This is a genomic window from Pseudomonas sp. Z3-8 (genome assembly GCF_051131975.1).
Lineage (GTDB): Bacteria > Pseudomonadota > Gammaproteobacteria > Pseudomonadales > Pseudomonadaceae > Aquipseudomonas.
The window spans coordinates 1,300,204-1,321,405 of sequence record NZ_CP071643.1 but is presented as its reverse complement, the minus strand read 5'-3'; the positions used below and the strand labels follow the sequence as shown (position 1 = coordinate 1,321,405).

Sequence of the window (21,202 nt, the reverse complement as noted above, 5' to 3'; positions counted from 1 at the left end):
GCCCCTGTGGCGAGGGAGCTTGCTCCCGCTGGGTTGCGCAGCAGCGCCAAAACGGCCCCCTCAATCGACCTGGCACACCGAGCCAACTGGTTTCAGGGCCGCTGCGCGCCCCAGCGGGAGCAAGCTCCCTCGCCACAAAAGCAATCTCGCCAGGCAGGTTTATTCAACCCCCACCCGATTGCGTCCATTGTGCTTGGCCAGGTACAGCCCCTTGTCCGCTGCCGAGATCAGTTGGCGGCACTCGCCGCCCTGTTGCGGGGTGAAGGTCGCGACCCCGATGCTGATGGTCAGGTTTTCGCCGCCGTCGGGCGTGGCATGCGGGATTTTCAGGGCAACGACGCTCTGGCGCAGCTTTTCGGCCATCAGCCGTGCACCGCCAGGCGAGGTGCCGGGCAGGACCAGGGCGAACTCCTCGCCGCCATAACGGGCCGGCAGGTCGGACGGACGACTGCAAGCATCGCGAATCGCCGTGGCAACCTTGCGCAGGGCTTCGTCGCCTTCAAGGTGACCGTAGTTGTCGTTGAACGACTTGAAATAATCCACATCGATCATCAACAGCGACAGCTGGGACTGGTCCCGCAGCGCCCTTCGCCACTCCAGCTCCAGGTATTCGTCGAAGTGCCGGCGATTGGACAGCCCGGTCAGGCCATCGGAGTTCATCAGCCGTTGCAGCACCAGATTGGTGTCGAGCAACTGCTGCTGGCTGACCCGCAACGCACGGTAGGCCGCGTCGCGCTGCAACAGCATCATGTAGGAGCGCGAGTGATAGCGGATCCGCGCTACCAGTTCGATATTGTCCGGCAACTTGACCAGGTAATCGTTGGCTCCGGCGCCAAACGCCGCGCTTTTGATCAGCGGGTCCTCCTTGGTCGACAGGACGATGATCGGGATGTCGCGAGTGGCCGGATGGTTGCGGTATTCGCGCACCAGGCTCAAGCCGTCGAGACCGGGCATCACCAGGTCCTGGAGAATCACCGTCGGCTTGATGCGCACGGCGTGGGCGATGGCCTGGTGAGGGTCGGAGCAGAAGTGGAAGTCGATGTTCTGCTCGTTCGACAACCCGCGTCGCACTGCCTCGCCGATCATCGCCTGGTCATCGACCAGCAAGACCATGGCGGCGTTCTCATCGCGCTTGAAGTCGTCGAGCTGTAAATCAGTCATGGGGGCTCACCTGAATACTGCTTGGGGTGCAAGAGGGCATCATTGGCTGAAAATTTCCACCAGGCGTGGCGCTATCCGGTCCAGCGCGAGTATCTGCGCCGCCGCGTCGATAGCGGCGGCCGCCTTGGGCATGCCATAGACCGCGCTGCTCTGCTGGTCCTGGGCGATGGTCACACAGCCCTGCTGGCGCATCAGTTTAAGCCCTTGCGCACCGTCGCGACCCATGCCGGTGAGCAACACGCCTACCGCCTCACCACTCCAGAAATTGGCGACACTCTCGAAAAACACATCGATGGAGGGCCGATAGATTTCGTTGACGGGCTCCGCCGTGTACGCCAGCGTGCCATTTTTCAACAGGCGCAAATGATGATTGGTTCCGGCCAACAGCACCACCCCGCCTCGCGGTGTCTCGCCCTCGCGGGCCAGCCGGACCTCAAGGCCCGACACGCCACCAAGCCACTCGGCCATGCCTGCGGCAAACACTTCGTCCACATGCTGGACCAGCACGATGGCCGGGGCGAAATCGCGGGGTAGCGCCTTGAGCAGCACTTCCAACGCGGCGGGGCCGCCGGCAGACGAGCCGATCGCCACCAGGCTGTTGCGTGACATCGAGGCCCGCTGCGCAGCCGGCGCGGCGCGCTCACGGTTGCCCCGCTCGCCGATCAGCCAGCCGATGTTGGCGATCTTGCGCAGCAAGGGGGCAGCGGCGTCCTCCGGCCTGCCGACGCCCAGCGCCGGGGTATCCACTACGTCCAGGGCGCCATGGCCCATGGCTTCGAACACCCGATGGACGTTCTGCTGGCTGTCGCCAGTGACGATCACGATGGCGCACGGCGTGTCGGCCATGATTCGCCGGGTCGCCTCGACACCGTCCATGATCGGCATGAACAGGTCCATCAGGATCAGGTCCGGCGTGTATTCATGGCAACGCTGCACCGCCTCGGCGCCGTTGGCGGCCACCCAGACCAACTGATACGCGGGCTCGAATGCCAGCGCGCGGCGCAGGGCCTCGACCGCCAGGGGCATGTCATTGACGATGGCGATCTTCAAGCGCGCGCTCCTCCGATCAATTCGACCACGGCATCGAGCAAGGCGTCATCATGAAAACTCGCCTTGGCTAGATAATAGTCGGCCCCGGCATCCAGGCCACGGCGGCGATCTTCCTCGCGATCCTTATAGGAAACCACCATCACCGGCAGCGATTGCAGGCGGTTGTCGCGGCGCAGCAGCGACACCAGTTCGATACCGTCCATGCGCGGCATGTCGATGTCCGTGATGAGCAAGTCGAAATCCTCCGAACGCAACGCGTTCCAGCCATCCATGCCGTCTACCGCCACTGCCACGTCATAACCACGATTGAGTAACAGCTTGCGTTCCAGTTCCCGCACGGTCAGCGAGTCGTCCACCACCAGGATCCGCTTGCGTGGGGCCTGGGCCTCGTTCTGCCGGGCGATGCGTTCCAGGCGCCCGGTGTCGAGCAACTTTTCTACCGAACGCAGCAGGTCTTCGACATCGACGATCAACACCACCGAGCCGTCGTCGAGCAAGGCACCGGCGGAAATGTCCTGGACCTTGCCCAGGCGCTCATCCAGGGGCAGCACCACCAGGGTTCGCTCGCCGATGAAGCGTTCCACCGCCACGCCATAGATCACTTCACGCTCGCGGATCACCACGACCTTGAGACTCTGGCCGTTGTTGGGCGCTACCGGGCGGTTGAGCAATTGCGTGGCGGCGACCAACCCCACATGGCGGCCTTCATGCCAGAAATGCTGGCGACCTTCGACCTGGACGATGTCCTCGGGCGACAGGTCGCACATGCGTTCGATATGGGCCAAGGGAAACGCATAGGCCTCGCCGCCGACTTCCACCACCAGGCTGCGCACCACCGAAAGCGTCAGCGGCACCTCAAGATGGAAGCGACTGCCCGCGCCCGCCGTCTGCTCCAGCACCACTGCGCCACGCAACTGCCGGACCATGTGCTGGACAGCGTCCAGGCCGACACCGCGCCCGGACACCTCGGTGACCTTGTCCCGCAGGCTGAAGCCGGGCAGGAACAGGAAAGTCAGCAATTCTTCTTCGCTCAGGCTGGCGGCGGTGTGCTCGGGAGAAAGGCCACGCTCCACGACGCTGCGGCGCACCCGTTCCAGATCCACGCCGGCACCGTCGTCCGCCAATTCCAGCACCAGCAGGCCGGCCTGGTGCGAGGCACGCAAGCGGATCAGCCCTTCGGCGGGTTTGCCGGCCAACAGCCGTTGCTCCGGCGTCTCGATGCCATGGTCGACGGCGTTGCGCAGCAGGTGAGTCAGGGGCGCTTCGAGTTTTTCCAGTACGTCGCGATCGACCTGGGTTTTCTCGCCTTCGATTTCCAGGCGTACCTGTTTGCCCAGGCTGCGTCCCAGGTCACGAACCATGCGCGCCTGGCCCGCAAGCACATCGGCAAACGGGCGCATGCGGCAAGCCAGCGCCGTGTCGTACAACACTTGTGCGCGCTGGCCAGCCTGCCAGGCAAACTCATCCAGCTCAGCGGTTTTTTGCGCCAGGATCTGCTGGGTTTCCGCCAACAGGCGCCGGGCATCGTTGAGCGCCTCCTGGGCCTGGAGACTCAAGGCATGGTCCTTGAGATGCACATTCAGGTCTTCAAGAGCACGCAGGCCATTGCCTTGCTGGCGCTTGAGCCGCAGCAGGGTCGCCAGCCAAGGCTTGAGACGCTGGGTTTCGACCAGCGACTTGCTCGACAGGTCCAACAGGCTGTTGAGGCGCCCGGCAGTGACCCGCAAGACCCGTTCGCCCTCCTCGGTGACATGCTTTTTCCTTGCCGCCGGTTCTACAGGCTCCATGGGCATGGGCACAGGCTCAGGCATCTCGACCCGCACGGGCTCGAGGGGTATCTCGCTGGTCGGCGACATGGCGCTTGAAGCCGCCGCAGCGGCAGGATCCAGCAGGCGCCCCAATAACGCGACATAGGCCTCGATGTCCTCGGCGCCGACGCTGTTGCCTGGGGTCGCGATGCGCGTCAGCAGGTCGGTGCCTTGCAGCAAGGCGTCGATATGCTCGGCACGCAATACCAGGCGGCGTTCCTGGGCGCTGACCAGGCAATCTTCCATGACGTGGGCCACGCTGACCCCGGCGGGGATCCCGACGATTCGCGCGGCGCCCTTGAGCGAGTGGGCCGCGCGCATGCATGACTCAAGGTGGTCAGCCTGGGTCGGGTCACGCTCCAGGGCCAGCAGGCCGGCGCTGAGTACCTGGGTCTGAGCCTCGGCTTCCAGGCTGAACAGTTCGAGCAACGAGGCGTCGCGCATCTGATCGGGGGTCATGACAGGCTCCGGGACACGGCGGACAACAACTGCTCTTCATCCAGCCAACGCAGGCTGCGGCCTTTGTACTGCAACACGCCACGGGTGTACTTGCCCGCCGATTGCGAAGCACCCGCCAGGATGCGTTCGTCAATCGCATGAATGCCGTCCACCTCATCCACCGGCACCAATACCGGTCCGCCCTGGGCGGCGATAATCAGCATGCGCGGCATGATCCGCCCACCGGAAGGCGCAGCCGAACCAGGCTCCAGCCCCAACAACTCGACTAGCGACAGGCAGGCCACCAGGGCGCCGCGCACATTCGCAACGCCGAGCAAGGCACGCGAACGCTGGTGCGGCAGCGAATGGATCGGCTGCAACGGCGCCACTTCCACCAGGCTGCGAGTACTCAAGCCCAACCATTCTTCTCCCAGGCGGAACATCAATACCGAGCGCGTGACGATGTCACTGTCGACCGGCGCAAGAGCCAGCTCTCGATCATCCTGGCGCAGGGCATAACGGTCGAGCAAACGGGTGGCCGCCGCCGAGTACACCGAACAGTTGCGGCAATGGATATGTTCGACCAGCAATGGGCAGGACTTGTCGCCGTGAACCCCGATGCGGTTCCAGCAGTCATCGATGGCCTGGGCATCGTCATGAGTCACGTTATAGGAAGCCGAACCACTCATCGTTTGCGCTCACTCTCAGCCGGGCGCCCACTGCGGGCCGCACGTTCCTGCAATCGACGGGCACCGGCCACGTCTCCCTGGGATGCCAGCAGCGCCGCTAGATGCACCAGGGCCTCGGCGTGTTGCGGTTCAAGATACAGCGCCTTGCGATAAAAACCCTGGGCCTCGAGCGCGTTGCCGGCCATGTCGCTGAGCAGACCCAGCCAATAGAACACCTGCGCGCTGGGCGCATGGTTGCGCAAATACTCTTCGCAAGCCGCACGGGCCTCAGCGCTTTTGCCGCCGTTGGCCAGGGCGGCGATATTGGCCAGCAAGGTCACCGCGTCGCTGCTCCTGGGTGGGGCGATCGGCGTCACGCTGGCTGCAAACGGTCGAGGCTGAAGCGGCGACGCAGCGACTCGGGGTGGCGGCTGGCGAATCGGCAGCGGACTTGGCAACAGCGTTGGCAGCGGTTGCGGCTCGGGCGCGCCTTGGCGGCTGAAGGCGAACGATTGGGGGATGCCGATCGAGCGCATGCCTAGCCGCCCCAGCAAACTGCCCTCGGCGGGACCGATGAACAAGACGCCGTCCTGATGGGTCAGGCGCTTGAGCACCTCGAATACCTGTTGCTGGGTCGGCTGGTCGAAATAGATCAGCAGGTTGCGACAGAACACGAAATCATACGGCGCCTCATTCACCAGCAAGGCCGGATCCAAGAGGTTGCCCACTTGCAGGCGCACCTGTTCACGTATGCGCTCATCGAGGTAATAGCCGTCCTCCTCGGCACTGAAATACCGTTCGCGAAAACCAAGGTCCGCGCCACGGAAGGAGTTCCTGCCGTAACGCGCTTGCCGGGCTTTATCAACGGACAGCGGGCTGACGTCCATCGCATCGACTTTGAACTGATGCGGCCCGAGGCCTGCGTCGAACAGGGCCATGGCGATCGAATACGGCTCTTCGCCAGTGGAGCATGGCAGGCTGAGGATGCGCAGGGCGCGCAGGTGCTTGATCGCGGCGAGGCGCTGGGAGGCCAGTCGCCCCAGCGTCGCGAAGGATTCGGGATAACGGAAGAACCAGGTCTCCGGGACGATCACCGCTTCGATCAGCGCCTGCTGCTCCTGGGCAGAATGTTGCAGGCTTTGCCAATAGTCATCGGTGGTCCGGCCGGGCACGGCAAGGACGCGCTGGCGCACGGCCCGCTCGATAATCGCGGTGCCGACGGACGTCACGTCCAGGCCGATGCGCTCCTTGAGGAAATCGAAAAAACGCTGGTCGTTGTTCATCGCCGATCCTCGAAACCATCAAGGTCCAGCGGCGGCGTGGGGAACAGCACCGCACGCACCGACTCGTCGAGCAAATCGTTGACTCGTACCCACTGCAACATTCCTTGGGCATCCTCCCGCACCGGGCCCAGGTAAGGCGCCTGGGGATTGTCCAGGCCATAAGGCTTGAAGTCGGCCGGATCACAACGCAGGGTGTCGGTGGCCTGTTCCAGGATCAAACCCAGCACGTGCGCTGCGTGCTGCGCCTGGGGCCGATAATTGACCAGCACCAGCCGGGTGCTGGTGCGCGCCTCGGCGGCCTGGCCGAAGGTCAAGGCGCACAGATCGAGCACCGGCACCACCCGGCCACGCCAGGCGAATACCCCGGCCACCCAGGACGGCGTCCGGGCAATCGGCTTGAGCGGCAGGCGCGGTAGCACCTCCACCACATCGATGGCTTGCAGGGCGTAGCGCTCGTTACCGATGCAAAACACCAGGAACAACGCCTGCCGGGCCGCCGGCCCGGTACCGCGTCGGGCATCGAAATCGCTCATCAGACTTTGAAACGCGAGACGCCGCTGCGCAGGCCCACGGCTACCTGGCTGAGCTCGTCGATGGCGGAACTGGCCTGGCGCAGGGACTCCACGGTCTGGCTGCTGGCATCGCCCAGTTGCACCAGGGCGTGATTGATCTGCTCGGCGCCGGTGGCCTGGGCCTGCATGCCTTCGTTGACCATCAACACCCGCGGCGCCAGCGCCTGGACCTGATGGATGATCTGCGACAATTGCTCGCCGATCTGCTGTACCTCGGCCATGCCACGGCGCACTTCCTCGGAAAATTTGTCCATGCCCATCACACCCGCCGAGACAGCGGACTGGATCTCGCGAACCATCTGCTCGATGTCGTAGGTGGCGACAGCGGTCTGATCGGCCAGACGCCGTACCTCTGTGGCGACCACGGCGAAACCGCGTCCGTACTCACCGGCCTTCTCGGCCTCGATGGCGGCGTTGAGCGACAACAGGTTGGTCTGGTCGGCGACCTTGACGATGGTCACCACCACCTGGTTGATGTTACCGGCCTTCTCGTTGAGGATCGCCAGCTTGGCGTTCACCAGGTCAGCGGCGCCCATCACCGAATGCATGGTCTCTTCCATGCGCGCCAGGCCTTGCTGACCTGAGCCGGCGGCGACAGAGGCCTGGTCGGCGGCGCTGGAGACTTCGGTCATGGTGCGCACCAGGTCGCGAGAGGTGGCGGCGATTTCACGGGACGTCGCGCCGATCTCGGTGGTGGTGGCGGCGGTTTCGGTGGCCGTGGCCTGTTGCTGCCGTGAGGTCGCGGCGATCTCGGTCACCGAGGTGGTGACCTGCACCGAGGAACGCTGGGCCTGGGAGACCAGCGACGTCAACTCGGCCATCATGTCGTTGAAGCCGGTCTCCACAGCGCCGAACTCGTCTTTGCGCGCCAGGTTCAGGCGTCCGCTCAAATCGCCGCTGCGCATGACATCGAGTATCTCGACGATGCGGCTCATCGGCGCCATGATCGCGCGCATCAGCAACAGGCCGCAAAGAACAGCCACCAGCACCGCAACGACAAACGACAGGCCCATGGCGACCTCGGCGGCTGTCACCGCACGGCCGATGGTCAGGGCGGCCTGCTCAGCCAACTCACGATTGCGCTCGATAATCTGGTTCAAGTGTCCGCGACCCTCGAGCCATGCCGGCGTCAGGTCTTTTTCCACCGCCAGCCGAGCGCCTTCGTAGTCCTTGCGCTGGTACAGATCCAGTACCTTCGCCAGGGCTTTGTTGAAGTCCTGGTGATTGACTTCGAATTCATCGAATGAGGCCTGGTCGGCCGGGTCCTGGATCAGCTTCTGATATTGCTGCATTTCATCGCGCAGATGCTGCTCGTACCGCTGGTAGAGCGCTTTGTCTTCGTCGTTGATTTCCCGCTGATCGGACAGACCCACGAGCTGCTGGGTCTTGACGTAACTGTCGACCCAGCCCCCACGGATCATGGAACTGTAATACACCCCTGGAACGGCGTCGGTACGTACTTCCTGTTCACTGGCCTCGATCTTCAACAAGCGCGAGTAAGTGACCACCACCATCAGCAACATGATGGCAATGATCACCGCAAAACTCGCCAGAATGCGTTGGCGCAACGTCCAGTTCTTCACAGGAAAACCTCGGGTACTTTGAATTGCCGGGAGTATAGCCGAGGGTGGTGGTGCGTCTGTATGGCGGTCTGGGGGAATTTGACGAAGCCGAGGATTGCGATTTTTCAGGTTGAGCGATGCTCCTGTGGGAGCGAGCTTGCTCGCGATGCCGGTGGGTCAGTGAATAAAATACTGACTGACCGGACGCCATCGCGAGCAAGCTCGCTCCCACAGGGAAAGTGGTGGGCAATTATTGTTCAAACATCACAAAATTATTTCCTGAGACAGGATCATGCAGCCGCCTGACGCACCTGCTTCTCCAGCTCCGCCTTCAGTCCCGGTTCCAGCTTGAGTTGTCGCGCCAGTTCGTCGAGGTAGGATTTCTCCATGAAGTTTTCCTCATCCACCAGCATCACGCTGGCGATGTACATTTCGGCGGCGATTTCCGGTGTGCTGGCCGCCCGGGCGACGTCGCTGGGATCCAGCGGTTTGTTGAGCTCGGCGTGCAGCCAGTGTTGCAGTTCCTGGTCGTTGTCGAGCTTGGTGAATTCGCCTTCGATCAGTTGACGCTCGCGTTCGTCCACATGGCCGTCGGCCTTGGCCGCCGCGACCAGGGCCTTGAGGATCGCCTGGCTGTGCTGTTCGACCTGCGCCGGTGGGACGCGGTCGAGGGTCTGCGGTTCGGTTTTCGGCGCATTGCCCTGCTGGGCCTGCCAGTTGCCATAAGCCTTGTAGGCAATCACGCCCAATGCAGCCAGGCCGCCATAAGTCAGGGCCTTGCCGCCAAAGCTACGGGCTTTCTTGTTGCCCAGCAGCAACCCCATGGCGCTGGCCGCCAGCGCCCCGCCCCCTGCGCCGGAGAGCATTCCGCCGAGGTTGCCGGAGCCGCCGAGCAAACCACCCAGACCGCCGGACGACTTGCCCTGGGAGCCGCCGGCCTTGTTCTGCAACATTTCCTGACCGGACTTGAGTAACTGATCGAGCAATCCACGGGTGTTCATTTGCTGCCTCCACGCATTCGGGTTAACCGGATCATAAGGCCCCCAGCGTAGATCGAAAGTGCCCCACCACCCTCGGCCAGATTGCTTCGAGATGTTGCCTACGGACTTGCCGGTGATTGGAAGGCAGCCGCAGCCATTCGATAAAAACGATATACACTCCAAGACATCGATAAATACGTTTCCTGGGTATCCAACAATGATGACCCTGCGCCAGATCCGTCATTTCATCGCGGTAGCCGAAACCGGTTCGATTTCCGCCGCCGCGCAAACCGCGTTCATCTCCCAATCCACCCTGACCCTGGCCATCCAGCAACTGGAAGAGGAAATCGGCGTCAGTCTGTTCAACCGTCACGCCAAGGGCATGACGCTGACCCACCAGGGGCATCAGTTCCTGCGTCAGGCGCACCTGATACTCGCCACCGTCGACAACGCCAAGCGCAGCCTGCAACAAAGCACCGACCAGGTTGCCGGACAGGTAACCGTCGGCGTGACCAGCCTGGTCGCCGGGTACTATCTGGCGGACCTCTTGACCCGCTTCCAGCGCGCCTACCCCAATGTGGCCATCCGCGTGATGGAGGACGAACGCCCCTATATCGAACATCTGCTGGTCAGCGGCGAGATCGACGTCGGTGTGCTGATCCTGTCCAACCTGGAAGACCGCCACGCCCTGCAAACCGAAGTACTGACCCACTCGCCCCATCGTTTGTGGCTGCCGGCCCAGCATCCGTTGCTCGAACACGACAGCATCAGCCTTGCGGATGTGGCTCGCGAGCCGTTGATCCAACTGAACGTCGACGAGATGGATCGCAACGCGCAACGCCTGTGGCGCGGTGCGGGCCTGCAACCGCAGATCACTCTGCGTACCGCCTCGACCGAAGCGGTGCGCAGCCTGGTGGCGGCCGGGCTGGGGGTTTCGATCCAACCGGACATGACTTACCGCCCATGGTCGCTGGAAGGCGACATCATCGAGGCACGACCCATCGCCGACCTCAACCAGACGCTGGATGTCGGACTCGCCTGGCGCCGAGGCACGGCACGCCCGGCCTCGGTCGACCCGTTCCTGGCTGTTGCCCGCGAACAGCCCCACGGACGCAAGCCATCTATTTAATCGAATGCTGCCTTGAGTATTTCGAATTTGTCGGCTTGGTGGCTGGGCACTAGTCTTGCTGCAGCCCCCACAATCCAATGTGGGAGCGAGCCATTGTGGGAGCGAGCTTGCTCGCGATAGCGGTCTTTCAGTCAATTTAATGCTGCCTGTCATACCGCTATCGCGAGCAAGCTCGCTCCCACAGGGTCTGTGTTCACCGTTATAAAAAAGAGAAGGCGAATATGGCCGGCACGCAAACCCCGTTATGTACAGCGTTGTTGATCGACGGCGAAAGCGTACCCGGCGAGGGCTTTGTCGAGCCGATCCTCAACCCGGCCACCGGTGAAGTGCTCGCCCACATCGCCGAGGCCAGTACCGAACAGGTCGAAGCCGCGATCCTCGCGGCTCATCAGGCCTTTGACGGCTGGTCGCGCACCACGCCGCAACAACGCTCGAACCTGCTGTTGGAGATCGCCGGCGCTGTCGAAAAAAACGCCGATTACCTGGCCCGTCTCGAATCCCTGAACTGTGGCAAGCCACTGCACCTGGCGCGTCAGGACGACCTGAGCGCCACGGTGGATGTGTTCCGTTTTTTTGCCGGCGCCGTACGCTGCCAGACCGGCCAGCTCAGCGGCGAATACTTGCCGGGCTACACCAGCATGGTGCGTCGCGACCCGATTGGCGTGGTGGCGTCCATTGCGCCCTGGAACTACCCGATCATGATGGCGGCCTGGAAAATCGCCCCGGCCCTCGCCGCCGGCAATACCTTGGTGTTCAAGCCTTCGGAACACACGCCGCTGTCGATCCTGGCCCTTGCACCGATCCTGGCCGAGATCCTGCCGCGCGGCGTCATCAACGTCATCTGCGGTGGCGGCGAAGGTGTCGGCAGCCATCTGGTCAGCCACCCCAAGGTGCGCATGGTCTCGTTGACGGGCGATATCGTCACCGGCCAGAAAATCCTCCAGGCCGCGGCAAAAACCCTCAAGCGCACGCACCTGGAACTGGGCGGCAAAGCCCCGGTGATCGTCTGTGACGACGCCGACCTGCAGGCAGTGGTCGAGGGTGTACGCACCTATGGTTACTACAACGCTGGCCAGGATTGCACCGCTGCGTGCCGGATCTACGCCCAGGCCGGGATTCACGACCGGCTGGTGGCTGAACTCGGCGCGGCGGTCAGCAGCCTGCGCTTTGCCGGCAAGCGCGACGCCGACAACGAAATCGGCCCGCTGATCAGCACCCGCCAGCGCGACCGCGTCGCCAGTTTCGTCGAGCGTGCCCTCGGCCAGCCGCATATCGAGCGCATCACCGGCGCGGCGGTGCATTCCGGCGCCGGTTTCTATTACCAGCCCACGCTGTTGGCAGGCTGCAAGCAAAGCGACGAGATCGTCCAGCGCGAAGTATTTGGCCCGGTGGTCACCGTGACCCGTTTCGATGAACTCAGCCAGGCGGTGGACTGGGCCAACGATTCGGAATACGGCCTGGCCTCCTCGGTCTGGACCCACAACCTCGACAAGGCGATGCAGGTGGCGGCGCGGCTGCAATACGGCTGCACCTGGATCAACAGTCATTTCATGCTGGTCAGCGAAATGCCCCACGGCGGCCTGAAACGCTCAGGCTATGGGAAGGACCTGTCCAGCGATTCGCTTCAGGACTACAGCGTGGTGCGCCACATCATGGCCCACCACGGCCAGCATCTGTAGGGAACAGCACTACTCTAATAACAGGCCAGCCATGGCGCTTCACCCCGTTCGAAAACTGCCCCGACCATAATTAAAGCAAGAGGGATTTCCATGTACGCGCACAAGACCGCATTGCTCAGCGCAATCACCACGGCGCTGCTGGCCAGCGCCAGCCTCCAGGCCGCCGAACCGCTCAAGGCCATTGGCGCTGGCGAAGGCCAACTGGATATCGTCGCCTGGCCGGGCTACATCGAACGCGGCGAAAGCGACAAGGCCTATGACTGGGTCAGCGGTTTCGAGAAAGAAACCGGCTGCAAGGTCAACGTCAAGACCGCCGCCACCTCCGACGAAATGGTCAGCCTGATGACCAAGGGCGGCTACGACCTGGTCACCGCGTCGGGCGATGCCTCGCTACGGCTGATTGCCGGCAAACGCGTGCAGCCGATCAATACCGCGTTGATCGCCAACTGGAAAAACCTCGACCCGCGCCTCAAGGACGCGCCGTGGTACGTGGTCAGCCAACAGACCTACGGGACGCCGTACCAGTGGGGGCCGAACGTACTGATGTACAACACCGAAGTATTCAAGCAAGCGCCGACCAGCTGGAGCGTCCTGTTCGAGGCGCAGAACCTGCCCGACGGCAAGCCGAACAAGGGCCGGGTGCAAGCCTACGATGGGCCGATCTACATCGCCGACGCGGCGCTTTACCTCAAGACCGCCAAGCCCGAGCTGGGCATCAAGGATCCGTATCAACTCGACGAAGCCCAGTACAAGGCCGTGCTGGAATTACTGCGTGCCCAGCAGCCGTTGATCCACCGCTACTGGCATGACACGACCGTGCAGATGAGCGATTTCAAGAACGAAGGCGTGGTCGCATCCGGCGCCTGGCCATACCAGGTCAACGGCCTGATCAACGAAAAACAGCCAATCGCCTCGACGATCCCCAAGGAGGGCGCCACCGGCTGGGCTGACACGACGATGCTGCACGCCGAGGCCAAGCACCCCAACTGCGCCTATAAATGGATGGACTGGTCGCTGCAGCCGAAAGTCCAGGGCGACGTAGCCGCCTGGTTCGGCTCGTTGCCGGCCGTGCCCGAGGCGTGCAAGGCAAGCGAACTGCTGGGCGCCGAGGGTTGCAAGACCAACGGGTTCGACCAGTTCGACAAGATCGCCTTCTGGAAAACCCCACAAGCCGAAGGCGGCAAGTTCGTGCCGTACAGCCGCTGGACGCAGGATTACATTGCGATCATGGGTGGACGCTAATCCCCTGCACATCAATGGGAGTAGCCCCTGTGGCGAGGGAGCTTGCTCCCGCTGGCGCGCGAAGCGCGCCCAACATGGACCGACGCGGTATTAGCTGACCCACCGCATCGGCTGGTTTTGGGGTGGCTACGCCACCCAGCGGGAGCAAGCTCCCTCGCCACGGGACCGCGTTCCAACCGTTGAGATTTCATACCCGCCCCGCTTTCTGGAGCACCGCACCATGACGCTTGCAGTCCAGTTCACTCACGTTTCCCGTCAGTTCGGCGAGGTGAAGGCCGTTGACCGGGTCTCCATCGACATCCAGGACGGCGAGTTCTTTTCCATGCTCGGCCCGTCCGGCTCGGGCAAGACCACTTGCCTGCGGCTGATTGCCGGGTTCGAGCAGCCCAGCGCCGGTTCGATTCGCATCCATGGAGAGGAAGCCGTCGGGCTCGCGCCGTATCAGCGGGACGTCAACACGGTGTTCCAGGACTACGCCCTGTTCCCACACATGAACGTACGCGACAACGTCGCCTACGGCCTGAAAGTCAAAGGCGTCGCCAAGGCCGAGCGCATCAGGCGCGCCGATGAAGCGCTGGAGATGGTTGCCCTGGGCGGCTATGGCGAACGCAAGCCGGTGCAACTGTCCGGTGGCCAGCGCCAGCGCGTTGCCCTGGCCCGCGCGCTGGTCAATCGCCCGCGTGTGTTGCTGCTGGATGAGCCCTTGGGCGCGCTCGACCTGAAGCTGCGCGAACAGATGCAAAGCGAGTTGAAAAAACTGCAACGCCAGTTGGGTATCACCTTCATCTTCGTTACCCACGACCAGACCGAGGCCCTGTCGATGTCCGATCGCGTGGCGGTGTTCAACAAGGGCCGGATCGAACAGGTCGATACCCCACGCAACCTGTACATGAAGCCGGCCACCACCTTCGTCGCCGAATTCGTCGGCACTTCCAACGTGATTCGCGGTGAGTTGGCCAGGCAACTGAGCGGTTATCCACAGCCGTTCTCGATCCGCCCGGAACACGTGCGCTTTGCCGAAGGTCTGCTGGCAGGCGATGAAATCGAAGTCAGCGGCCTGCTTCACGACATCCAGTACCAGGGCAGCGCCACGCGCTACGAGTTGAAGCTGGAAAACGGCCAGACCCTGAGCCTCAGCCAGGCCAACAGCCAATGGGACGACAACGGCGCCCAGCACCAGACCGGCCAGCGCCTCGCCGTGCGCTGGGCCCGCGAGGCGATGGTTGCCCTGCACGATACCGCCGGCAGCGAGGCCTGAAATGAGTACCCTGGCCATGACTCGAACCGAGACACACGGTTCGCCGTTGCGACGCTTTTCGAACCTGCTGTACCGGCGACCCAACCTGTACCTGTCGCTGTTGCTGGTGCCACCGCTGATCTGGTTCGGCGCGATCTACCTGGGCTCGCTGCTGACCTTGCTGTGGCAAGGCTTTTATACCTTCGACGACTTCACCATGGCGGTCACGCCGGACCTGACCCTGGCTAATTTCTCGGCGCTGTTCCAGCCGTCGAATTTCGACATCATTGCGCGGACATTGACCATGGCGATCGCGGTGTCCATCGCCAGCGCCATTGTCGCCTTCCCGATCGCCTACTACATGGCGCGCTACACCAGCGGCAAGACCAAGGCGTTTTTCTACATCGCGGTGATGCTGCCGATGTGGGCCAGCTACATCGTCAAGGCCTACGCCTGGACACTGCTGCTGGCCAAGGGCGGCGTGGCGCAGTGGTTCATCCAGCACCTGGGGCTGGGGCCGGTGTTGCAGTTCGTGCTGGGCATTCCCGGCGTCGGTGGCAGCACGCTGTCTACTTCGCACCTGGGGCGCTTCCTGGTGTTCGTCTACATCTGGCTGCCGTTCATGATCCTGCCGATCCAGGCCTCCCTGGAACGGCTGCCGCCATCGCTGCTGCAAGCTTCGGCGGACCTCGGCGCCAGGCCACGCCAGACCTTCATGCAGGTAATCCTGCCGCTGTCGATCCCGGGCATTGCCGCCGGCTCGATCTTCACCTTTTCGCTGACCCTGGGGGATTTCATCGTGCCCCAGTTGGTGGGCCCGCCGGGCTACTTCGTTGGCAGCATGGTCTACGCCCAGCAAGGCGCCATCGGCAACATGCCCATGGCCGCGGCGTTCACGCTGGTGCCCATCGTGCTGATCGCCATCTATCTGTCTGTCGTCAAGCGACTGGGGGCTTTCGATGCGCTCTGACTCCAAGGCCTCGTGGGGCTTGCGGATCGCGGCATGGGGCGGGCTGGTGTTCCTGCATTTCCCGATCCTGATCATTTTCCTCTATGCCTTCAACACTGAAGACGCTGCGTTCAGCTTCCCGCCCAAGGGCCTGACCCTGAAGTGGTTCAGCGTCGCCTTCTCGCGCCCGGACGTGCTGGAGGCGATCAGGTTGTCATTGCAGATCGCAGCCGTCGCCACCCTGATCGCCATGGTGCTCGGCACACTCGCGTCGGCGGCACTGTACCGCCGTGATTTTTTCGGCAAGCAGGGTATCTCGCTGATGCTGATCCTGCCAATTGCACTGCCGGGGATCATCACCGGCATCGCGCTGTTGGCGACGTTCAAGACCCTGGGCATCGAACCCGGCATGTTCACCATCATCGTCGGTCATGCGACTTTCTGCGTGGTGATCGTCTACAACAACGTCATCGCCCGTCTGCGCCGCACCTCCCACAGCCTGATCGAAGCGTCGATGGACCTGGGCGCCGACGGCTGGCAGACCTTTCGCTACATCATCCTGCCTAATCTGGGGTCGGCCCTGCTGGCCGGCGGGATGCTGGCTTTTGCCTTGTCGTTCGATGAAATCATCGTCACCACGTTCACCGCCGGTCATGAGCGCACGCTGCCGCTCTGGCTGCTCAACCAGCTCAGCCGCCCTCGCGACGTGCCAGTGACCAATGTGGTGGCGATGCTGGTGATGTTGGTGACGATGCTGCCGATACTCGGCGCGTATTACCTGACGCGCGGCGGGGAGAGCGTGGCGGGGAGTGGCGGGAAGTAACCCAGGCCCCAATGAAAACTATGCCATGTGGGAGCGAGCCTGCTCGCGATGACAGATCAGCATTCAGCAGCGATGTCGACTGTTGCATCGCCATCGCGAGCAGGCTCGCTCCCACAGGAAAACAACAGCGTTCAAGAGGACACGGACATGCAAACCAAACTGTTGATCAACGGCCATCTGGTGAACGGCGACGGCCCTGGCCAGGCCGTCTTCAATCCGGCGCTGGGCCGGGTCCTGGTGGAAATCAATGAAGCCAGCGAGGCCCAGGTCGACGCCGCCGTGCGCGCCGCCGACAGCGCTTTCGATGCCTGGTCGCAAGTGCCGCCCAAGGACCGCTCCCTGCTGCTGCTCAAGCTGGCCGATGCCATCGAGGCCAATGGTGAAGAACTGGCCAGGCTCGAATCGGACAACTGCGGCAAGCCATTGAGCGCCGCCCTGAACGATGAAATCCCGGCGATCGCCGATGTGTTCCGTTTCTTCGCCGGCGCCAGCCGTTGCATGAACGGCTCGGCGGGCGGCGAGTACCTGCCGGGGCACACCTCGATGATCCGTCGCGACCCGGTGGGCGTGATCGCTTCCATCGCCCCGTGGAACTACCCGTTGATGATGGTCGCCTGGAAAATCGCCCCGGCCCTGGCCGCTGGTAATACGGTGGTGCTCAAGCCGTCGGAACAGACACCACTGACCGCGTTGCGCCTGGCGGAACTAGCGTCGGAAATTTTCCCGGCAGGTGTGCTCAACGTCGTCTTCGGTCGCGGGCAAACCGTCGGCCAGCCGCTCGTCACGCACCCGAAAGTCCGCATGGTCTCCCTGACCGGCTCCATCGCCACCGGCTCGAACATCATTTCCAGCACCGCCGAGAGCGTCAAGCGCACGCACATGGAACTGGGCGGCAAGGCCCCGGTGATCATCTTCGATGACGCCGACATTGATGCTGCGGTGGAAGGCATCCGCACCTTCGGCTTCTACAACGCCGGCCAGGACTGCACGGCCGCTTGCCGCATCTATGCCCAGCAAGGCATCTACGACAAATTTGTCGAAAAACTCGGCGCCGCCGTCGCCAGCATCAAGTACGGCCTGCAGAGCGAACCCGATACCGAGATGGGACCGTTGATCACCGCTCAACACCGCGACCGAGTGGCCGGCTTCGTCGAGCGGGCCATCGCCCAGCCCCACATCCGCCTGGTCACTGGTGGCAAGGCCGTGGACGGCAACGGTTTCTTCTTCGAGCCGACGGTGCTGGCCGACGTCCAGCAGGACGACGAAATCGTCCGCCGCGAGGTGTTCGGTCCGGTGGTGTCCGTCACGCCATTTCTCGATGAAGCACAAGTTCTGGCTTGGGCCAACGATTCGGACTACGGCCTGGCCTCATCGGTGTGGACCGCCGACATCGGCCGCGCCCATCGCTTGTCGGCACGCCTGCAATACGGCTGCACCTGGGTGAATACGCACTTCATGCTCGTCAGCGAAATGCCCCATGGCGGTCAGAAACGTTCCGGCTATGGCAAAGACATGTCGATGTATGGGCTGGAGGATTACACGGTGGTGCGGCATGTGATGTTCAAGCATTGAGCCTAAGCCAACGGCAGGCACTCCACGATCAAGGTGATTGGTCGTGGTGATGCGCCATTCAGGATGGCGCTACCAACTCGACCGAGGGGAAATAATTCCGGTAACGCTTCGCATCACGGGTGAGCAAAGGGAGGCGCTTCACAGCCGCATGTGCACCGATAAAAAAATCTGCAAGGACGTTACTTTTTCCACCGCCCACTTTTCGATACCGCACAAAAGCCTTCCCTGCCAGAAACAATGCTGGTCTGGGTATTTCCTGCAGCACCAGCCCCAGCTTCTCGACCACCTCATCCAAGGCTTCGAAGGTGGAAAAAGTCTGGGACAGCTCTGCGTAAATAATTGGATTGATGACCAAGTCATGAGCTCTGGATTGGGCACGCAGCTGCTGGATAGACCAGTCAGCCCAAACCGGATCATCCTCCAGCACATCGATCAGAACGTTGGTATCAACTAATATCATCAGTCGTCACCGCGCAGCAGCGCCATAAGATCGTCCGTACGCCATTTGATATCCGCCTTGCCACGTACCGCTTCGAAACGATCGCTGATGGCTGCGGCCGTTGTTTCTGGCCTGCCGGCATGCAGCACCACTTCACCGCGCGCATTGATGCTGAACTCAACTGCACTACCAGGCATCAAGTGCAATGCATCGCGGATGGGTTTGGGAATGGTGACCTGCCCTTTACTTGTCATAGTCGTCGGCATTGTATTCTCCTTAAGGTATTACTTTTATGAAAAAGTAATACTTCGCGCTCAGACCTGCAACTGTCGTTTACGGTGGGAGATGTGCTGTGGCTTTTGTGACCCGAATTACCCAACAGGAAAGCTGGATTCGAACTGCTGCGATTCCCGCTCAAAACCGCGAAGCACGGCCCATCGCATCCATCAGATAACGCATGGCGATCCGGTCGCTTTCCGACAACTCTCGATAACGCTCGACCAGCCTCATTTCCTCCAGGCTGAGCGGGCGTTTGCTCCGTGTTCTGGTCAGGCCAGGAAAGATCCCCAGCATTTCGGTAATGCTCTGTATTTTGGTCATGGGTTGTCCTTCGTTACGTCGATTCAAAGCGTAAAGACAGTCATAAAGTAATTGATCAAAAAATTCCCGAATCCTCACAAAAACAGAAATAACTGTAAGAATTTTTAACCAAGCCACGCTTTGCCATCTCTCCAAGCGGGCATTTCCCCTATGATTTTGCGTTTCGGTGAACCGATCCAGCTCTCAGGCATCTGTTCTAACGTTCGTCGCGTTTGGCCAAAGGCATGTCCGAACTCCTTTACCAGTCTCTGTTGCCAGGATCGGCTCGGGATTGTCTTCAGATAAGGTTGTATTTATGCACCGCAGGAATCTGCTCAAGGCCTCCATGGCCTTCGCCGCCTACACCGGACTGTCGGCCTCCGGGCTCATGGCCGCACGTGCCTGGGCTGCCGATCAGACCGCCGACGGCGAAGCCCGTCCCTTCGATTTCAACCAATTGAAAGACCAGGCCCTGCGACTGGCCGCAAGCCGCTACGTCGACACCAAGCAAGTCCTGCCGCCGACGCTGGCCCAGATGTCCCCCTTGCAGTTCAATGCCATCCAGTACGACGCCAATCATTCGCTATGGAATGAACTGGACGGCAAGCTGGACGTGCAATTTTTCCATGTCGGCATGGGCTTCAAGCAGCCGGTGCGCATGTACAGCGTCGACCCGAAGACCCGCATGGCGCGTGAAGTACACTTTCGCCCGGAACTGTTCAACTACGAGAAGACCACGGTCAATACCTCGCAGCTCACCGGCGACCTCGGGTTCGCAGGGTTCCGGGTGTTCAAGGCACCGGAGCTGGACCGGCACGACATCGTTTCGTTTCTCGGCGCCAGCTACTTCCGCGCGGTGGACGCCACCGGCCAGTACGGCTTGTCTGCCCGCGGCCTGGCCATCGACACGTACGCAAAAAAACGCGAGGAATTCCCCGACTTCACCAAGTTCTGGTTCGAAACGCCGGACAAGAACAGCACCCGCTTTGTGGTCTATGCCCTGCTCGACTCACCGAGCGCCACCGGTGCCTACCGCTTTGACATCGACTGCCAGCCTACCCGGGTGGTGATGGAAGTCGACGCGCACGTCAACGCCCGTACCGCCATCGAGCAATTGGGCATCGCGCCGATGACCAGCATGTTCAGTTGCGGCACCGTCGAGCGACGCATGTGCGACACCATTCACCCGCAGATACACGACTCCGATCGCCTGGCCATGTGGCGCGGCAACGGCGAGTGGGTCTGCCGTCCGCTGAACAACCCCGCCACCTTGCAGTTCAATGCATTCGCCGACAACAACCCGAAAGGTTTCGGCCTGGTGCAAACCGACCACGACTTCGAGAGTTACCAGGACACCGTGGATTGGTACAGCAAACGGCCAAGCCTGTGGGTCGAACCTACGACCGCTTGGGGCGAAGGCTCGGTCGACCTGCTGGAAATTCCTACCACCGGCGAGACCCTGGATAACATCGTTGCGTTCTGGACGCCGAAAAAACCGGTCGCTGCCGGCGATTCGTTGAACTATGGCTACAAACTCTACTGGAGCGCCCTGCCACCGGTCAGCACGGACCTGGCCCGCGTCGACGCCACCCGTTCCGGCATGGGCGGCTTCATCGAAGGCTGGGCTCCCGGCGAACACTACCCCACCGTCTGGGCACGGCGCTTCGCGGTGGACTTTACCGGTGGCGGTCTCGATCAGTTGCCATCGGGCACCGGCATCGAGCCGGTGGTGACCTGCTCCCACGGCGAGGTCAAGGATTTCAACGTGCTGGTGCTGGACGCGATCAAGGGTTATCGCATCACCTTCGACTGGTACCCAACTGACGACCGCGTGGACCCGGTGGAGATGCGCCTGTTCATTCGCTCCAAGGACCGGACGTTGAGCGAGACCTGGTTGTACCAGTACTTCCCGCCGGCGCCGGATAAGCGTAAGTATCCCTGAGCCCTGCTGCGTCAGGAATGACGCCTTCGCGAGCAGGCTCGCTCCCACAGTGGACAGCCCTTTGTGATCCTTTTGTGGGAGCGAGCCTG

Annotated in this window: 19 protein-coding genes; 8 read left to right on the top strand and 11 right to left on the bottom strand. The window is 62.2% G+C overall.

Annotation, left to right across the window (positions count from 1 at the left end):
- Positions 1–159: 159 nt before the first annotated feature.
- From J3P94_RS06160 to J3P94_RS06125, 8 genes are all read right to left on the bottom strand, one after another.
- Positions 160–1,161, bottom strand: coding sequence for a diguanylate cyclase domain-containing protein (locus J3P94_RS06160; protein ID WP_434572065.1), 1,002 nt, complete (start codon positions 1,159–1,161; stop codon positions 160–162).
- A 39-nt stretch (positions 1,162–1,200) separates the two neighbouring features.
- Entirely contained in the window at positions 1,201–2,211 is a 1,011-nt protein-coding gene (locus tag J3P94_RS06155) for a chemotaxis response regulator protein-glutamate methylesterase (protein ID WP_434572063.1), read from the bottom strand.
- Positions 2,208–4,478 carry a hybrid sensor histidine kinase/response regulator gene (locus J3P94_RS06150; RefSeq protein WP_434572062.1) on the bottom strand — a complete coding sequence of 757 codons (2,271 nt, stop codon included), beginning with the start codon at positions 4,476–4,478 and terminating at the stop codon, positions 2,208–2,210. Before J3P94_RS06150 ends, J3P94_RS06155 begins: the two co-directional genes overlap by 4 nt.
- A complete protein-coding gene (locus tag J3P94_RS06145) occupies positions 4,475–5,146 on the bottom strand; it encodes a chemotaxis protein CheW (protein WP_434572060.1) in 672 nt (223 codons plus the stop codon). The genes J3P94_RS06150 and J3P94_RS06145 overlap by 4 nt, the downstream gene beginning before the upstream one ends.
- On the bottom strand, positions 5,143–6,408 hold the full coding sequence (locus J3P94_RS06140) for a CheR family methyltransferase (protein ID WP_434572059.1): 1,266 nt from the start codon (positions 6,406–6,408) through the stop codon (positions 5,143–5,145). Before J3P94_RS06140 ends, J3P94_RS06145 begins: the two co-directional genes overlap by 4 nt.
- Complete coding sequence (locus tag J3P94_RS06135; protein ID WP_434572057.1) at positions 6,405–6,941, bottom strand: chemotaxis protein CheW; 537 nt, start codon at positions 6,939–6,941, stop codon at positions 6,405–6,407. Before J3P94_RS06135 ends, J3P94_RS06140 begins: the two co-directional genes overlap by 4 nt.
- The gene (locus J3P94_RS06130) at positions 6,941–8,563 is read right to left on the bottom strand and encodes a methyl-accepting chemotaxis protein (RefSeq protein WP_434572055.1); all 1,623 of its coding nucleotides are present in this window, start codon (positions 8,561–8,563) and stop codon (positions 6,941–6,943) included. The genes J3P94_RS06135 and J3P94_RS06130 overlap by 1 nt, the downstream gene beginning before the upstream one ends.
- Positions 8,564–8,832: 269 nt before the next feature.
- Positions 8,833–9,543 carry a tellurite resistance TerB family protein gene (locus J3P94_RS06125; protein ID WP_434572053.1) on the bottom strand — a complete coding sequence of 237 codons (711 nt, stop codon included), beginning with the start codon at positions 9,541–9,543 and terminating at the stop codon, positions 8,833–8,835.
- 196 nt (positions 9,544–9,739) lie between these two features.
- On the opposite strand from J3P94_RS06125, the gene J3P94_RS06120 reads away from it, so the two are divergent.
- The 7 genes from J3P94_RS06120 to J3P94_RS06090 all read left to right on the top strand — a co-directional run bounded on the left by J3P94_RS06120 (position 9,740) and on the right by J3P94_RS06090 (position 18,153).
- Positions 9,740–10,651, top strand: coding sequence for a LysR family transcriptional regulator (locus J3P94_RS06120; RefSeq protein ID WP_434572052.1), 912 nt, complete (start codon positions 9,740–9,742; stop codon positions 10,649–10,651).
- A 221-nt stretch (positions 10,652–10,872) separates the two neighbouring features.
- Positions 10,873–12,330, top strand: coding sequence for a gamma-aminobutyraldehyde dehydrogenase (locus J3P94_RS06115; RefSeq protein ID WP_434572050.1), 1,458 nt, complete (start codon positions 10,873–10,875; stop codon positions 12,328–12,330).
- A 90-nt stretch (positions 12,331–12,420) separates the two neighbouring features.
- The gene (gene ydcS / locus J3P94_RS06110) at positions 12,421–13,572 is read left to right on the top strand and encodes a putative ABC transporter substrate-binding protein YdcS (protein WP_434572048.1); all 1,152 of its coding nucleotides are present in this window, start codon (positions 12,421–12,423) and stop codon (positions 13,570–13,572) included.
- 220 nt (positions 13,573–13,792) lie between these two features.
- The gene (locus tag J3P94_RS06105) at positions 13,793–14,830 is read left to right on the top strand and encodes an ABC transporter ATP-binding protein (RefSeq protein WP_434572046.1); all 1,038 of its coding nucleotides are present in this window, start codon (positions 13,793–13,795) and stop codon (positions 14,828–14,830) included.
- 1 nt (position 14,831) lies between these two features.
- Positions 14,832–15,779 (top strand): ABC transporter permease, encoded by a 948-nt coding sequence (locus tag J3P94_RS06100; protein ID WP_434572044.1) that lies wholly within the window; start codon positions 14,832–14,834, stop codon positions 15,777–15,779.
- On the top strand, positions 15,769–16,581 hold the full coding sequence (locus J3P94_RS06095) for an ABC transporter permease (RefSeq protein WP_434572042.1): 813 nt from the start codon (positions 15,769–15,771) through the stop codon (positions 16,579–16,581). The genes J3P94_RS06100 and J3P94_RS06095 overlap by 11 nt, the downstream gene beginning before the upstream one ends.
- Before the next feature lie 147 nt (positions 16,582–16,728).
- Complete coding sequence (locus J3P94_RS06090) at positions 16,729–18,153, top strand: gamma-aminobutyraldehyde dehydrogenase (protein ID WP_434572040.1); 1,425 nt, start codon at positions 16,729–16,731, stop codon at positions 18,151–18,153.
- Between the two features lie 58 nt (positions 18,154–18,211).
- On the opposite strand, the gene J3P94_RS06085 is transcribed toward J3P94_RS06090, so the two are convergent.
- The 3 genes from J3P94_RS06085 to J3P94_RS06075 form a co-directional block, all read right to left on the bottom strand.
- Positions 18,212–18,613, bottom strand: a complete 402-nt coding sequence (locus J3P94_RS06085; RefSeq protein WP_434572038.1) for a type II toxin-antitoxin system VapC family toxin — start codon at positions 18,611–18,613, stop codon at positions 18,212–18,214.
- Complete coding sequence (locus J3P94_RS06080; RefSeq protein WP_434572036.1) at positions 18,613–18,858, bottom strand: AbrB/MazE/SpoVT family DNA-binding domain-containing protein; 246 nt, start codon at positions 18,856–18,858, stop codon at positions 18,613–18,615. The genes J3P94_RS06085 and J3P94_RS06080 overlap by 1 nt, the downstream gene beginning before the upstream one ends.
- Before the next feature lie 148 nt (positions 18,859–19,006).
- Complete coding sequence (locus J3P94_RS06075; protein WP_434572035.1) at positions 19,007–19,192, bottom strand: hypothetical protein; 186 nt, start codon at positions 19,190–19,192, stop codon at positions 19,007–19,009.
- A 295-nt stretch (positions 19,193–19,487) separates the two neighbouring features.
- Between J3P94_RS06075 and J3P94_RS06070 the strand changes: the two genes are divergently transcribed.
- A complete protein-coding gene (locus J3P94_RS06070) occupies positions 19,488–21,113 on the top strand; it encodes a glucan biosynthesis protein D (RefSeq protein WP_434572033.1) in 1,626 nt (541 codons plus the stop codon).
- The last annotated feature ends 89 nt before the right edge of the window (positions 21,114–21,202 follow it).

What these genes read in the sequence shown, in the direction of transcription:
- J3P94_RS06145 (WP_434572060.1), bottom strand. Translation starts at nt 5,146, where the DNA reads ATGAGTGGTTCGGCTTCCTATAACGTGACTCATGACGATGCCCAGGCC.
- ydcS (WP_434572048.1), top strand. Translation starts at nt 12,421, where the DNA reads ATGTACGCGCACAAGACCGCATTGCTCAGCGCAATCACCACGGCGCTG.
- J3P94_RS06120 (WP_434572052.1), top strand. Translation starts at nt 9,740, where the DNA reads ATGATGACCCTGCGCCAGATCCGTCATTTCATCGCGGTAGCCGAAACC.
- J3P94_RS06125 (WP_434572053.1), bottom strand. Translation starts at nt 9,543, where the DNA reads ATGAACACCCGTGGATTGCTCGATCAGTTACTCAAGTCCGGTCAGGAA.
- J3P94_RS06100 (WP_434572044.1), top strand. Translation starts at nt 14,832, where the DNA reads ATGAGTACCCTGGCCATGACTCGAACCGAGACACACGGTTCGCCGTTG.
- J3P94_RS06070 (WP_434572033.1), top strand. Translation starts at nt 19,488, where the DNA reads ATGCACCGCAGGAATCTGCTCAAGGCCTCCATGGCCTTCGCCGCCTAC.
- J3P94_RS06090 (WP_434572040.1), top strand. Translation starts at nt 16,729, where the DNA reads ATGCAAACCAAACTGTTGATCAACGGCCATCTGGTGAACGGCGACGGC.
- J3P94_RS06085 (WP_434572038.1), bottom strand. Translation starts at nt 18,613, where the DNA reads ATGATATTAGTTGATACCAACGTTCTGATCGATGTGCTGGAGGATGAT.
- J3P94_RS06160 (WP_434572065.1), bottom strand. Translation starts at nt 1,161, where the DNA reads ATGACTGATTTACAGCTCGACGACTTCAAGCGCGATGAGAACGCCGCC.
- J3P94_RS06140 (WP_434572059.1), bottom strand. Translation starts at nt 6,408, where the DNA reads ATGAACAACGACCAGCGTTTTTTCGATTTCCTCAAGGAGCGCATCGGC.
- J3P94_RS06095 (WP_434572042.1), top strand. Translation starts at nt 15,769, where the DNA reads ATGCGCTCTGACTCCAAGGCCTCGTGGGGCTTGCGGATCGCGGCATGG.
- J3P94_RS06150 (WP_434572062.1), bottom strand. Translation starts at nt 4,478, where the DNA reads ATGACCCCCGATCAGATGCGCGACGCCTCGTTGCTCGAACTGTTCAGC.
- J3P94_RS06135 (WP_434572057.1), bottom strand. Translation starts at nt 6,941, where the DNA reads ATGAGCGATTTCGATGCCCGACGCGGTACCGGGCCGGCGGCCCGGCAG.
- J3P94_RS06080 (WP_434572036.1), bottom strand. Translation starts at nt 18,858, where the DNA reads ATGCCGACGACTATGACAAGTAAAGGGCAGGTCACCATTCCCAAACCC.
- J3P94_RS06115 (WP_434572050.1), top strand. Translation starts at nt 10,873, where the DNA reads ATGGCCGGCACGCAAACCCCGTTATGTACAGCGTTGTTGATCGACGGC.
- J3P94_RS06075 (WP_434572035.1), bottom strand. Translation starts at nt 19,192, where the DNA reads ATGACCAAAATACAGAGCATTACCGAAATGCTGGGGATCTTTCCTGGC.
- J3P94_RS06105 (WP_434572046.1), top strand. Translation starts at nt 13,793, where the DNA reads ATGACGCTTGCAGTCCAGTTCACTCACGTTTCCCGTCAGTTCGGCGAG.